Annotated in this window: 11 protein-coding genes; 2 read left to right on the top strand and 9 right to left on the bottom strand. The window is 61.1% G+C overall.

Going from position 1 to position 12,893, the window contains the following annotated elements:
• The first annotated feature begins 96 nt into the window (after positions 1–96).
• Positions 97–876, top strand: coding sequence for a ferredoxin-NADP reductase (gene fpr / locus ACLD1X_RS02265; RefSeq protein ID WP_003443014.1), 780 nt, complete (start codon positions 97–99; stop codon positions 874–876).
• A 202-nt stretch (positions 877–1,078) separates the two neighbouring features.
• Here fpr and tsaA read toward each other — a convergent pair whose 3' ends face one another.
• The 6 genes from tsaA to rimO form a co-directional block, all read right to left on the bottom strand.
• The gene (gene tsaA / locus ACLD1X_RS02260) at positions 1,079–1,777 is read right to left on the bottom strand and encodes a tRNA (N6-threonylcarbamoyladenosine(37)-N6)-methyltransferase TrmO (RefSeq protein ID WP_429365941.1); all 699 of its coding nucleotides are present in this window, start codon (positions 1,775–1,777) and stop codon (positions 1,079–1,081) included.
• A 165-nt stretch (positions 1,778–1,942) separates the two neighbouring features.
• Positions 1,943–2,713 carry an SDR family oxidoreductase gene (locus ACLD1X_RS02255; protein ID WP_429365940.1) on the bottom strand — a complete coding sequence of 257 codons (771 nt, stop codon included), beginning with the start codon at positions 2,711–2,713 and terminating at the stop codon, positions 1,943–1,945.
• A 203-nt stretch (positions 2,714–2,916) separates the two neighbouring features.
• On the bottom strand, positions 2,917–3,387 hold the full coding sequence (locus ACLD1X_RS02250; RefSeq protein ID WP_429365939.1) for a DUF1456 family protein: 471 nt from the start codon (positions 3,385–3,387) through the stop codon (positions 2,917–2,919).
• A gap of 76 nt (positions 3,388–3,463) precedes the next feature.
• The gene (locus ACLD1X_RS02245) at positions 3,464–4,174 is read right to left on the bottom strand and encodes an rRNA pseudouridine synthase (protein WP_429365938.1); all 711 of its coding nucleotides are present in this window, start codon (positions 4,172–4,174) and stop codon (positions 3,464–3,466) included.
• A gap of 191 nt (positions 4,175–4,365) precedes the next feature.
• A complete protein-coding gene (locus ACLD1X_RS02240) occupies positions 4,366–4,839 on the bottom strand; it encodes a GNAT family N-acetyltransferase (RefSeq protein ID WP_429365937.1) in 474 nt (157 codons plus the stop codon).
• A gap of 111 nt (positions 4,840–4,950) precedes the next feature.
• A complete protein-coding gene (gene rimO, locus ACLD1X_RS02235; protein ID WP_429365936.1) occupies positions 4,951–6,288 on the bottom strand; it encodes a 30S ribosomal protein S12 methylthiotransferase RimO in 1,338 nt (445 codons plus the stop codon).
• A gap of 292 nt (positions 6,289–6,580) precedes the next feature.
• Here rimO and ACLD1X_RS02230 point away from each other — a divergent pair, with 292 nt between their 5' ends.
• Positions 6,581–8,482, top strand: coding sequence for a potassium transporter Kup (locus tag ACLD1X_RS02230; protein WP_429365935.1), 1,902 nt, complete (start codon positions 6,581–6,583; stop codon positions 8,480–8,482).
• Between the two features lie 200 nt (positions 8,483–8,682).
• On the opposite strand, the gene ACLD1X_RS02225 is transcribed toward ACLD1X_RS02230, so the two are convergent.
• The 3 genes from ACLD1X_RS02225 to ACLD1X_RS02215 form a co-directional block, all read right to left on the bottom strand.
• Positions 8,683–9,978 (bottom strand): AcvB/VirJ family lysyl-phosphatidylglycerol hydrolase, encoded by a 1,296-nt coding sequence (locus ACLD1X_RS02225; RefSeq protein WP_429365934.1) that lies wholly within the window; start codon positions 9,976–9,978, stop codon positions 8,683–8,685.
• Positions 9,978–12,620: a bifunctional lysylphosphatidylglycerol flippase/synthetase MprF gene (gene mprF, locus ACLD1X_RS02220; RefSeq protein WP_429365933.1), complete on the bottom strand. Its 2,643-nt coding sequence runs from the start codon at positions 12,618–12,620 to the stop codon at positions 9,978–9,980. Before mprF ends, ACLD1X_RS02225 begins: the two co-directional genes overlap by 1 nt.
• Positions 12,601–12,893 (bottom strand): hypothetical protein (locus tag ACLD1X_RS02215; RefSeq protein WP_429365932.1); only part of this gene is annotated, 293 nt, incomplete at its 5' end. The genes ACLD1X_RS02215 and mprF, both read right to left, overlap by 20 nt.

The following is a 12,893-nucleotide window of genomic DNA, read 5'->3' as shown; positions in this document are numbered from 1 at the left end:
TAATAATCCATTTAACAGATATTGTCTCTGCCTTTAGAATGCGATGCAATTGCGCACATCATCGGCGCAGGCAAAATCTCCAGGAGTCCCACGTACATGAGCAACATGAACCACGAGCGTGTCCTCAGTGTTCACCACTGGAACGACACTCTGTTCAGCTTCAAGTGCACCCGTGATCCGGGCCTGCGCTTCGAGAACGGTCAGTTCGTGATGATCGGCCTGCAACAGCCCAACGGCCGCCCGCTTATGCGCGCTTACTCGATTGCCAGCCCGAACTGGGAAGAGCATCTCGAGTTCTTCAGCATCAAGGTACCTGATGGTCCGCTGACTTCGCAGTTGCAGCATCTGAAGGAAGGCGACGAGATCATCATCAGCAAGAAGCCTACCGGCACGCTGGTACTGGATGACTTGAAGCCTGGCAAACATTTGTACCTGCTCAGCACCGGTACCGGTCTGGCGCCGTTCATGAGCGTCATCCAGGACCCGGAAACCTACGAGCGTTTCGAAAAAGTGATCCTGTGCCACGGCGTGCGTTACGTCAACGAAGTCGCTTACCGCGAATTCATCACCGAGCACCTGCCGCAGAACGAATTCTTCGGCGAAGCGCTGCGTGACAAGTTGATCTATTACCCGACCGTGACCCGTGAGCCGTTTGAAAACGAAGGTCGCCTGACCGACCTGATGCGCAGCGGCAAGCTGTTCAGCGACATCGGCCTGCCACCGATCAACCCGCAGGACGACCGCGCCATGCTGTGCGGCAGCCCGAGCATGCTCGACGAGACCAGCGAAGTGCTCAACAGCTTCGGCCTGAAAGTTTCGCCGCGGATGCGCGAGCCGGGTGATTACCTGATCGAGCGTGCCTTCGTCGAGAAGTGACCGCAGGTCACCTGTAGGAGCAGCCGGTCGACGCTCGATTGCTCGCGATGGCCGTCAACGATAACGCGGGAAGCTTGATACCCCGCGGCGTTCTCAGGTTTTTCGCGAGCATGCTCGCTCCTACAGATACAGAAGATTTGCAGTGCATCTAAAAAGCCCGCATGACCTGAAAAGGTCATGCGGGCTTTTTCGTTTCTGGCATTCAACCTTTCGCGGGAATGACTTCCAGGACGCGGATCAGCTCTGGTGTCGGGTAATGCCAACGCACATCCAGATCCCAGAACTGCGCGCCATATTCGCGCTCGGGTGCAGGCGTTTGATAGGCCGGGCGCGGATCCTGCGCCAAACACTGCTCGATTAGCTCCACCAAGGGTTCCTCAAGGCGCTGAGCGTGCCCGTGAGCCTGTTGCAACGCCGAGTCCTTCCACTGCACGGGAATCAACTGCGGCGCGGCGCTGGCGATGCTGTTGGCGGCGGTATCGATGATGTCGGCGTAGGGCACGTAGGGTTTGATATCGAGAACCGGCGTGCCATCGAGCAGATCGATACCCGAGATCCACAGGCGGTTGGCTTCTACCTTGTCCAGTTTCACCACGGACTGCCCGATACCATTGGGGCGATGGGTTGCGCGGGTGGCAAACACGCCCATGGATTTATTGCCGCCGAGGCGAGGAGGGCGGACCTTCAAGCGCGGCTTTTCCTCCAGGGCCTGGTGGAACAGGAACAGCAGCCACACGTGGCTGACCTGCTCCAGGCCCTGTACCGCGTCCCCTTGATCGAACGGTGCCACAAGTTCCAGCACCCCACGGGCGGCCGGGGCCAGTTGCGGCTGGCGCGGAATGGCGAACTTCTCCTTGAAGCAGGAGCGCACGAAGCCGATGGGGGAAACGCTGTAGGTCATGGTTTTGGGTCGAGACGGGGAAGAGGGTGGGCATGATAACCCGATGGGTCTCAAGCCGGGTGGCGCCTGTCCCGGCGTCTTCGCGAGCAGGCTCGCTCCCACAGGTCTTGTGGCGTACTCAAACTCTGTGGGAGCGAGCCTGCTCGCGAAAGCCGCACCGCCGATCTACAGGCTGAATCCGCCATCCAGAGGAATAATATTTCCAGTCATATAGGCTCCGGCAGTGCTCGCCAGGCTGATCGCCAACGCCGCCATCTCTTCTTCGCGACCCCAGCGCTTCATCGGGATCAACGCCGTATCCTGCGCCAGCGCCTGTTCATCATTGCCAATGTGCTGGGTCATCTTGCTGGGAAAGCGCCCCGGGGCGATCACGTTGACGTTGATGTGCTGGCTCACCAGTTCGCGCGCCAGGATCCTCGACAGTTGATGTAGCGCAGCCTTGCTCGGCCCGTAGGCATACGCCTGTTCGCCGAATGAGGAAATCCCCGCCACCGAACCAATGTTGATGATCCGCGCCGGATTCGCTTCGGAACCGGCCTTGCGCAGCAGCGGCAGGAATTGCTGGATGCAGTTGAAGACGGACGTCACGTTGAGCTGCATGACTTTTTCCCAGCCCTTGACCGGGTAGCTCTCCAGCGGTGCGCCCCAGGTGGTGCCAGCATTGTTCACCAGAATGTCCAGGTGGGTGATCTGCTCGCCCAGGCGTGTGGCCAGTTGCAGGACACCCTCTTCGGTGGCGAGGTTGGCCGCCATGGCGTGGCAGCGTCCAAGCGCTCCGAGCTCGTCGGCGGTTTGCTGGCAGGCTTCGGCATCGCGGGCACAGACGTACACGGTTGCGCCTGCCTCGACGTAGGCCTTGGCTATCATCTTGCCGATACCACGGGTGCCGCCGGTCACCAGGGCGGTGCGGCCTTGCAGGGAAAAGTAGGGATGCATGGCGAATCCTGAGAACTGAGGTCTTTACACCCTAGCCGTCAGCCGCTAGAAGCGGAGCCACTATTTTTGCGCGGAATGGAAGGCCATTCGGCCCTGTAGGAGCGAGCTTGCTCGCGATGGTCGATAACGATAACGCGTGCTTGCTGGATAATCGCGGCGTTTTCGAATCCATCGCGAGCGAGCTCGCTCCTACAGGGAACGGTTTACTGCGGGCGCACGCGCAGGGTCAGCCCCTTGAGGAAGTTGCGCAGCAACTGGTCGCCGCACGGGCGATAATTGGTGTGGCCGAACTTGCGGAACAGCGCGCTCAACTCAGGCTTGGACACCGGGAACTCGGCGGCCTTGAGGATCGCGTGCATGTCGTCTTCCTTGAGCTCGAACGCCACCCGCAGCTTTTTCAGGATGATGTTGTTGGTCACGGGCACTTCGATCGGCTGCGGCGGACGGCTTTCGTCCTTGCCGCGCTTGAAGATCACCAGGCCGTCGAGGAAATGCGCCATGACTTCGTCCGGGCAGCGTACGAAACCTTCCTCGTCTTCCTCTTTCTTGTCGAGGTAGGTCACCAGGTCCGGCAGGGTCACGTCCAGGCCGCCGAGCTTGATGATCTCGATGACTTTCTTGTCGCTGATGTCGAGCATGTAGCGCACGCTGCGCAGTACGTCGTTATGAATCATGTGTGCAGTCCTGGTAATTCAGCTATGGGCGCCGCCGAAAACAGCGGCGCCGAAAGGTGTGGCGGCGCGGGAAGCCTTAGAACTTCTCTTTGCCGGACAAGTAGCGCCATTGCCCCACGGGCACTTTGCCGATGGACACGCCGCCGATGCGTATGCGGCGGATGGCGACGACCTTCAGGCCGACGGCCTGGCACAGCTGGGCGATGATGCCCGGTTGCGGGTTCTTCATGGCGAAGCGCAGGCGGTTTTCGTTCTGCCAGCTGGCCTTGACCGCCGGCAACTCCTTGCCCTTGTAGGTCAGGCCATGATTCAGGCGGTTGAGGCCGTGAGCCACCATCTCGCCCTCAACCTCGACCACATACTCCTGCTCGATCTTGCTGGAGTCGGCGGTAAGTTTGCGCAGGATTTTCCAGTCCTGGGTGAACACCAGCAGACCGCTGGCGTTGGCCTGCAGGTCGGTGCTGGCGGTCAATCGCAGGAAGTGCCCGCGCAACGGGCGCTTGCCGTAGCGGTGTTCTTCGCTCAGGGTCTCGGCGCCGAGGGTGGCCATGGCGGTGTCTGCGTCCATGCCGGCGGGCACATTGAGCAGCAGGGTCACAGGTTCCGGCGCAGTGGCCTTGGCCTCTGGATCAAGTTCGACTTTCTGGTTGCCGACCTTGAATTGCGGCTCGTCGATGACCTCGCCGTCGACGGTGACCCAGCCGCCCTCGATGAACAGCTCAGCCTCCCGACGGGAACAGCCGACGAGTTCGATGAGGCGTTTGGAGAGACGAATCGGGTCAGTCATGTCAGGGCCGTAACAAAAAGGGGGTGGGCATTGTACCTGCCTGGCGCCGGTTAATCCCGGAACCATTTTGCCGCAGGTTTTTTTTTGTGGGAGCGGGCTTGCTCGCGAAAGCGGTTTGCCGGACAGCATCGATGTTGAATGTAAGTCCGTCTTCGCGAGCAAGCCCGCTCCCACATTGGTTCTGCGTTGTGTCAGCCCTGTTGTGAAAGCTTTTGGTTTTGGCGCAAACGCATGTGCAGCAACGGATACGGCTGGCCCATGCCATCGACTTCCGAGCGGCCAATCACTTCGAAACCCTGCTTGAAGTAAAAGCCGAGGGCTTGCGGGTTCTGTTCGTTGACGTCCAGTTCGTCGGCGTTCAGGTGTTCGAGGGCATAGCGCAACAATTTTTTGCCCAGGCCCTGGCCGCGGTGCTCAGGGTCGATGAAGAGCATTTCGACCTTGCCGGCGGCGACGCCGGCGAACCCGGTGATGCGTTGGTTCGCATCCTTGGTGCAGATCAGCATCACTGCGTCGAGGTAACGGGTCAGCACCAGGGTTTTCAGCAGTTCGATGTAACTGTCGGGCAGGAAGTCATGGGTGGCGCGTACCGAGGCCTCCCAGACCCGGGTCAACTCTTCGTAGTCGCCGAGTTTCGGCGTGTGGATGACCGAATGCTGACGCATGCCTGTCTGCCTCTGGTGCGTGAGTGATGTGAATCCGTCCAATCTCAAACGATAGCCGTAAAAAAGCCCCGCATCTCGTCAAGAGGGCGGGGCTTTGCGTATTTTTTGCGTTTAGATCTGTTCAGCCCACAGGTCGTATTCGTCGGCGTCGGTCACTTTGCACCAGACCTTGTCGCCCGGCTTGAGATTGCTGCCGTTGTCGATGAATACGTTGCCGTCGATTTCCGGGGCGTCGAAGAAGCAGCGGCCCACCGCACCTTGCTCGTCGACTTCATCGACCAGCACTTCGATCTCGCGGCCGATGCGCATTTGCAGGCGCGCCGAACTGATGGCCTGCTGGTGCGCCATGAAGCGCTCCCAACGGTCCTGCTTGACGTCGTCCGGGACGACTTCCAGGTCCAGGTCATTGGCCGGAGCGCCGTCTACCGGCGAGTACTGGAAGCAGCCGACGCGGTCGAGCTGGGCTTCGGTCAGCCAGTTCAACAGGTACTGGAAGTCTTCTTCGGTTTCGCCGGGGAAGCCGACGATGAAGGTCGAACGGATGATCAGGTCCGGGCAGATTTCGCGCCAGTTCTTGATGCGCGCCAGGGTCTTGTCTTCGAAGGCCGGGCGTTTCATCGACTTGAGCACTTTCGGGCTGGCGTGCTGGAACGGGATGTCCAGGTACGGCAGGATCTTGCCGGCGGCCATCAGCGGGATCAGCTCGTCAACGTGCGGGTACGGGTAAACGTAGTGCAGGCGCACCCAGACACCGAGGGTGCTCAGGGCTTCGCAGAGTTCGGTCATGCGGGTTTTCACCGGCGCGCCGTTCCAGAAACCGGTGCGGTATTTCATGTCGACGCCGTAGGCGCTGGTGTCCTGGGAGATCACCAGCAGCTCTTTGACGCCGGACTTGACCAGGCGCTGGGCTTCGTCGAGCACGTCGCCCACCGGACGGCTGACCAGCTTGCCGCGCATCGACGGGATGATGCAGAAGCTGCAGCTGTGGTTGCAGCCTTCGGAAATCTTCAGGTAGGCGTAGTGGCGCGGAGTCAGCTTGATGCCTTGTGGCGGCACCAGGTCGATCAGCGGGTTGTGATCCTGGCGTGGCGGCACGACTTCGTGCACGGCGTTGACCACTTGCTCGTACTGCTGCGGACCGGTCACGGCCAGCACGCTCGGGTGCACGTCGCGGATGTTGCCTTCTTCGACGCCCATGCAGCCGGTCACGATGACCTTGCCGTTTTCCTTGATGGCTTCGCCGATCACTTCCAGGGACTCGGCCTTGGCCGAATCGATGAAGCCGCAGGTGTTGACCACCACGACGTCGGCGTCCTGGTAGGTGGACACGACGTCATAGCCTTCCATGCGCAGCTGGGTAAGGATGCGCTCGGAGTCGACCAGTGCTTTGGGGCAGCCCAGGGATACGAAGCCAACCTTTGGATTGGCTGACGCAGGAGTGGTGGACATGTCTAACCTCGGTATTTTGTGACGCCTCGTGCCGAGTGCGGCAAGACGACGGACGGGCGCTTATTTGGCGCCTCTGATCAAAAAGTGCGCAATTCTAGCGATGGTAAGCGCACTTGACCAGCTTTATGCAGGGAAATACGACGAGTGCTGCGCTATGCTTCGCGCCGTTACGCTTTACTGTTTTTTTACAGTCAACAAAACGTCTGTAACGTGAAGTAAAACAGCGCATGCTGCACGACAAAGCATAGTGCTTCTTTCAAAGAAGCCCGAGTCTGGGTAGTAGGAGTGGTGGATGGGTCAGGCAAGTAGTCAGACTGCGGGCGCCGAGCATTCGGCGGTCAAGCCGATCGGCATGCTGGTCGCGGCAGTCGGGGTGGTTTATGGCGATATCGGCACCAGTCCGTTGTACACCCTTAAAGAAGTGTTTTCCGGAGGCTATGGCGTGCCGGTCAACCACGACGGGGTGTTGGGGATTCTGGCACTCATTTTCTGGTCGCTGATCTGGGTCGTGTCGATCAAGTACATGATGTTCGTGCTGCGCGCCGACAACCAGGGCGAAGGCGGGATCATGGCCTTGACCGCTCTGGCCCGGCGGGCGGCAGCGGGGCACGCCAGGTTGCGTACGTTGCTGGTGGTCTGCGGGCTGATCGGCGCGGCGTTGTTCTATGGCGACAGCATGATCACCCCGGCGATCTCCGTACTGTCGGCGATTGAAGGCCTGGGCCTGGCATTCGACGGCATCGACCACTGGGTGGTGCCGATATCGCTGGTGGTGCTGGTCGCGCTGTTCCTGATCCAGAGTCACGGTACCGCGCGCATCGGCATTCTGTTCGGGCCGATCATGGTCACCTGGTTCCTCGTGCTGGGTGCATTGGGCGTCTATGGCATCAGCCAGCATCCGGAAGTCCTGCAGGCGATGAACCCGGTATGGGGTGTACGTTTCTTCATGGTCCATCCGGGCATGGGCGTTTCGATTCTCGGTGCCGTTGTGCTCGCACTGACCGGTGCCGAAGCGCTGTACGCGGACATGGGCCACTTCGGTCGCAAGCCGATCGCCCGCGCCTGGTTCATCCTGGTGTTGCCAGCGCTGGTGCTGAACTACTTCGGCCAGGGGGCATTGTTACTGGGTGATCCGGAGGCCGCGCGCAACCCGTTCTATCTGCTGGCGCCAAGCTGGGCCTTGATTCCGCTGGTCGGCTTGTCGACCATGGCCACGGTAATTGCTTCGCAAGCGGTGATTTCCGGTGCGTTCTCCCTGACCCGTCAGGCGATCCAGCTCGGTTACATTCCGCGCATGCATATCCGGCACACCTCCAGCGCCGAGCAAGGCCAGATCTACATCGGCGCGGTGAACTGGGCGCTGATGGTCGGCGTGGTGCTGTTGGTGCTGGGTTTCGAATCCTCCGGAGCCCTGGCCTCGGCCTACGGCGTGGCCGTGACCGGGACCATGCTGATGACCAGCATCCTGGTGTCCGCGGTGATCCTGCTGCTGTGGAAATGGCCACCGGTGCTTGTGGTGCCGGTCCTGTTGGGTTTCCTGTTGGTAGACGGCGTGTACTTCGCCGCCAACGTGCCGAAAATCGTTCAGGGCGGTGCATTCCCGGTGATCGCCGGTTTCGCCCTGTTTGTGCTGATGACCACCTGGAAACGCGGCAAGCAGTTGCTGGTCGAGCGCATCGATGAAGGCGGATTGCCACTGCCGATTTTCATCAGCAGTATTGCCGTACAACCGCCGCATCGCGTGCAGGGCACCGCCGTGTTCCTCACCGCGCGTCCGGATGCTGTGCCCCACGCGCTGTTGCACAACCTGCTGCATAACCAGGTGTTGCACGAGCAAGTGGTGCTGCTGACGGTGGTGTACGAAGACATCCCGCGGGTGCCGCCATCACGACGGTTCGAAGTCGATGCCTATGGCGAAGGTTTCTTCCGGGTGATCCTGCACTTCGGTTTCACCGACGAGCCGGACGTGCCGAAGGCCTTGAAACTGTGTCATCTCGATGAACTGAACTTCAGTCCGATGCGCACCACGTACTTCCTCAGCCGCGAAACGGTCATCGCCTCCAAGCTCGAAGGCATGTCGCGCTGGCGTGAGGCACTGTTTGCGTTCATGTTGCAGAACGCCAACGGCAACCTGCGCTTCTTCAATCTGCCGCTGAACCGGGTGATTGAGCTGGGTACGCAGGTGGAGATGTAAACCTGATCCTGTAGGAGCGAGCTTGCTCCGGGCGGCGTTCCGACGAAAAACCTGAGTTCACCGCGGATATTCAGGCAGCCAGCGTTATCGTTGACGACCATCGCGAGCGAGCTCGCTCCTACAGGGATTGGTGGTGTTGCTGGAATGAAAAAGCCCCCGCTATCGTGAGATGGCGGGGGCTTTTTTTCGGCTGGCTCAGATCACTCTATGGCAGCCGTTTCCTTGGGCTGCCGCTTCTCGATCACATCCACCAGACGCTTGGCCAGCGCCGGGTAGTTCTCGTCGAAGTGGTGGCCGCCCGGCAGCTTGATGGCTTCGCCCACCGCCGTCTTGTCGGTGCAGCCGCTCTCGTCGGTTTCTTCTTCACCGTAGATGCACACCACCTTGGCGGCTGGCAGCTTGGCCATTTCCGGGCCGGTGGCGGCTTCTTTGCCGGCGTTGCCGAGCCAGCCTTCGACTTCGATCTCGAAGCTGCCGGTACGGGCAAAGGCCAGCAGGATGATCGCGTCGACGCGTTGCTGCTCGGATTCGGCCAGGCGGTTGTAGATCGCCGGCAGGACATCGGCGCCGAACGAGTAACCGGTCAGGATGAAGCGCTTGGTGCCCCATTTTTGCCGGTAGTGCTGCATCAGTTCAGCCAGGTCCAGCGCGCTTTGCTCCGGGCTCTTGTGCTGCCAGTAGTAGCGCAGGGTATCGATGCCGACCACCGGGTAGCCGATCTTGGCCATTTCGCCCGCCACATCGCGGTCAAGGTCGCGCCAGCCGCCGTCACCGGACAGGAACAGGGTCACAGTGTCCCTGGCCTGGCCGGCGGGCACTTCGACCACCGGGATCTGCAGGCCGCCAGCGGCCTTGTCGCCACCGACGAGGATCTTGCGCAGTTCGTTGTTCAGCACTTGCGGCAGGTTGATGTCGTAGTCGCTGATGCTGGTTTCGGCGTTCGGTTGATCCCGCACGAAGCCGGCACTGGTGTCGTCCGGGTTGTCGTTCCACGCGACCAGCCAATGGCCGTGAGCGGCGCTTTTCGGCAGCAGGTGGGTGCAGCCGCCTTTTTCCAGGGCCAGGTCGACCGAGACGGCCTGTGCCGTGTCATTTTTCTGCTCGGACAGCCAGCGCCAGGCCAGCACGGCACCTGGGCCGATACCGCTGACCAGGGTCGCCGGGCCCTTCAGCTCTCTCAGGCCCGATTGCAGGGCGCGGCTTTGCAGCAGGCAGTCCTTGGGCAGGATCACCTGGACAATTTGCGCCGCGCCACTGCGGCTCAGGGTCATCAACTGCTTGTCGCTGAGTTTCTGGTCTTCGTTGACCGCCACCAGCACCTGGGCGCGAGGCGTAGTGCCGGGGATGACGCGGGTCATCGCCGCACCATCGGCCGGGTTGAGCGATTCGAGGGTCGGTTCCGGCGCCGGGCGTTTGAGGTACCAGTAACCGCCACCGAGAACCAGGGCCACTATCACCAGCGTGCCCAATACATACCGCAAGGAGCGTTGAATCATCAGCGTTTCACCAATCCGGTCAAGCCGCCCGCGATCAGGGCGGCAGTGTCGGCCAGCGCAACCAGCGGATCGAGTCCGGCGGGCACGGCCATATAACGGGGTTCCCAATCAGGCTGGAACTTGTCTTTGAAGCGGCGCAAGCCTTGGAAGTTGTACAGCTGCTCACCACGGCGGAATACCATCGAGCCCAGGCGCTGGGTCAAGGGTGCACCGCGACGGGGTTGCAACCCCGACAACGGCACCATGCCCAGGCTGAAACGCGCGTATCCATGATTTTTATAATGCTGGATCAGGCCGACCATCATGAACTCCATGGTCAGCTTCGGGGCGTCCGGATGCGCGCGCATCAGGTCGAGACTGGCCAGGTCGTGGCCGTAGGTCTCGAGCAAGTTGGCGAACGCGACCGGGCGTCCTTCGAAACGAATCACCGCGATGCGGAAATACTTGAGGTAGTCATCGCTGAAACGACCCAGCGAAAAACCTTTCTCCCGGACGTTCTTGCCGGTCAGCCAGGCATCGGAAATCACCTTGAGCTCATCCATCGGCGCGTGGCCCGGCTCAAAGATTTCCAGCGACAGGCCGTCGCGGGTACCGCGGTTCCAGGTGTAGCGCAGGTCCTTCATCTCCTTGCCCTTCGCTTCGAGATCAAAGCGCTTGAGATCGACCCGGGCTTCTTCGCCGAGCTTGATCGCGGTCAGGCCGATGTCCATGTAGTACGGCAGGTTCTCTGCGCGCACCTGATAGAACACAGGGCGGGCGTGGTGGATGTCGCACAGGTCGCGGAACTGCCAGATCATTTCCGCCCGTTGCTGGCCCGGGCCGATCGGGTCATACAACGCCACCAGGCTGCGGCCACGGCGGGCGTACATCAGGAACGCTTCGTCATTGGGGTGGAACAGCAGCGCCTTGTCCCCGGTCAGTGCCAGGCCGCCATCCGGTTGGGCCGAGGCCATGAGGATCTTGCTGGCGCGCTCGAGCTCCTCGGACGTCGGCAGATGAATGACCGGACGCGCGGTGCGCAGCAACCAGGTCAGCGACACTACCACCAGCAATACGGCAGCCCCGAGCAGCGAACGCAGACCGCGAGGGGCGTCGGCGTCCAGGGTGAACTGCCACCAGAGCTGGTGGCTGTACGGAACGTCCTGATAGGCGAACAGCAGCAACCAGATCGACGCACCGAGCACACACAGGCTGGCCACCAGGTACAGCGGCGAGAACGGTACTTCGGTCAGGCGGCTGGGGCGATAGAAGGAGCGGCGGAACACCCCGAGCAGGCTCGCCGTCAGCACCATCAGGCTCGCTTCTTCCCAGTCGAAGCCTTTAAGCAGTGAGAGCAGGGCGCCGACCAGCAACAGAATGGTGGTCAGCATCCACGCGGCCGACAACCGGCGGCGCAGTCCCTGGGCCAGCAACAGGCAAAGAACACCGACCAGGCTGGCGCCAAAGTGCGACGCATCGACCAGTCGATGGGGGATCAGAAAACCGATGTGTTCCAGGCGGGTATCGATTTCCGGGGTGGCCCCGGAGAACAGCAGGACAACACCGGACAGGAATACCAGCACCGCCAGTATCGGAGCCGCCAGGCCTGAGGCCGCGCGCAGTGTCTGGCGTGTCTGGAACAGGCGCTGACCTTCGTTGATCAGCAACAGCAGGCAGGCCACCAGCAAGGGCAGGACCACGTAGATCAGGCGATAAAGCAGCAGGGCGGCTGCCAGTGGCGCAGCGCCCAGGGTGTCGGAAAACGCCGCCAGCAAAATCGCCTCGAACACCCCGACACCGCCCGGCACATGGCTGAGCACGCCGGCGGCCAGGGCCAGCAGGTAAACCAGAAGGAACGCACCGAAGGGCGGCGTTTCCGGCAGCAACAGATAGAGCACGGTCGCGGCGGCGGCTACGTCCAGCGCGGTGATGATCAATTGCAGGAATGTCAGGCGAGTCCCGGGCAAGCGCAAGGTGCGGCGCCCGACCTTGACCAGCAGGTTGTCCGGATAAGGCTGTTCCGGCAGCCGCCGACGGTAGATGCCAATAGCCAGCACCGAAAACAGCATGAGCACGGCGCTTGCCACCACGCCCAGCAACGTCTCGGAGATCCCCAAGGCGGTGGAGGCGGCCGGCAGGTCGCTGAGCGTCGCCAGGGCGGCCAGCGGCGGCAGGGCGCAACCCAGCGAGAGGCTGGCGAACAGTGTCATGCGAGCGACTTCAGCCGCTCCCACACCATGACGGGCATAGAGGCGATAGCGAACCGAACCGCCAGACAACATGGAGAGACCGATGGCGTTGCCAATGGCAAAGGCCGTGAAGCCGCCCATTGCCAGCGTGCGGGGTGCCAGGTTCACGCCGGCATAGCGGCTGGCCGACCACTCGTAGCCGAGCAGAATGATGAAGCCCACCACCGTTGCGGCCAGCGCACCCATCAAGGCAGGTTTTGGAACTTCAAGAATCGAATCGTGCAGCGCGTAAAGGTCGAGTTCGCTCAACAGGTGACGACAGGCAATCAGCGCAATCGCGAACAACAGCAGGGTGACCGCCAGGCCAATGGGTTGACGGTACTTGCTCAGCAGATCAAGCAGGCGCAGACGCTCAGCCTTGATCGGTTGTGTCGCTGTGACAGTGTCTTGTGAATCAGACGAGTTGGCGCGCATCAATCACCTCTTGGATTGTGCGCGACAGGATGGGGGTATCCAGCCAAGTTACCAATCCCTGTAGAAAAAAATAATCACAAATATTAACGCCTATCACCGGGCAGCGGGGACGGCGCGACATCAGTCGTGAAGGCTTCAGCCTGCGATTGAGCATAGTCTGAACCTGGCGCATGGGTGATCCCCCAAACGGCTTGCTACACAGTGACAGATCATTGTTGCGAAAGGACTTTTTCAACAGATACAAAAAAGGCCACTCTTTCGAGTAGCCTTTTT

Source organism: Pseudomonas sp. 18173, from assembly GCF_050432945.1.
In the GTDB taxonomy this organism is placed as follows: domain Bacteria; phylum Pseudomonadota; class Gammaproteobacteria; order Pseudomonadales; family Pseudomonadaceae; genus Aquipseudomonas.
The sequence above is the reverse complement of the archived record's forward strand: the minus strand, read 5'-3'. Positions and strand labels throughout refer to the sequence as shown.

Coding starts and splice junctions, on each gene's coding strand:
- ACLD1X_RS02240 (WP_429365937.1), bottom strand. CDS start 4,839: ATGCGTCAGCATTCGGTCATCCACACGCCGAAACTCGGCGACTACGAA.
- rimO (WP_429365936.1), bottom strand. CDS start 6,288: ATGTCCACCACTCCTGCGTCAGCCAATCCAAAGGTTGGCTTCGTATCC.
- ACLD1X_RS02245 (WP_429365938.1), bottom strand. CDS start 4,174: ATGACTGACCCGATTCGTCTCTCCAAACGCCTCATCGAACTCGTCGGC.
- fpr (WP_003443014.1), top strand. CDS start 97: ATGAGCAACATGAACCACGAGCGTGTCCTCAGTGTTCACCACTGGAAC.
- ACLD1X_RS02255 (WP_429365940.1), bottom strand. CDS start 2,713: ATGCATCCCTACTTTTCCCTGCAAGGCCGCACCGCCCTGGTGACCGGC.
- tsaA (WP_429365941.1), bottom strand. CDS start 1,777: ATGACCTACAGCGTTTCCCCCATCGGCTTCGTGCGCTCCTGCTTCAAG.
- ACLD1X_RS02250 (WP_429365939.1), bottom strand. CDS start 3,387: ATGATTCATAACGACGTACTGCGCAGCGTGCGCTACATGCTCGACATC.
- mprF (WP_429365933.1), bottom strand. CDS start 12,620: ATGCGCGCCAACTCGTCTGATTCACAAGACACTGTCACAGCGACACAA.
- ACLD1X_RS02230 (WP_429365935.1), top strand. CDS start 6,581: ATGGGTCAGGCAAGTAGTCAGACTGCGGGCGCCGAGCATTCGGCGGTC.
- ACLD1X_RS02225 (WP_429365934.1), bottom strand. CDS start 9,978: ATGATTCAACGCTCCTTGCGGTATGTATTGGGCACGCTGGTGATAGTG.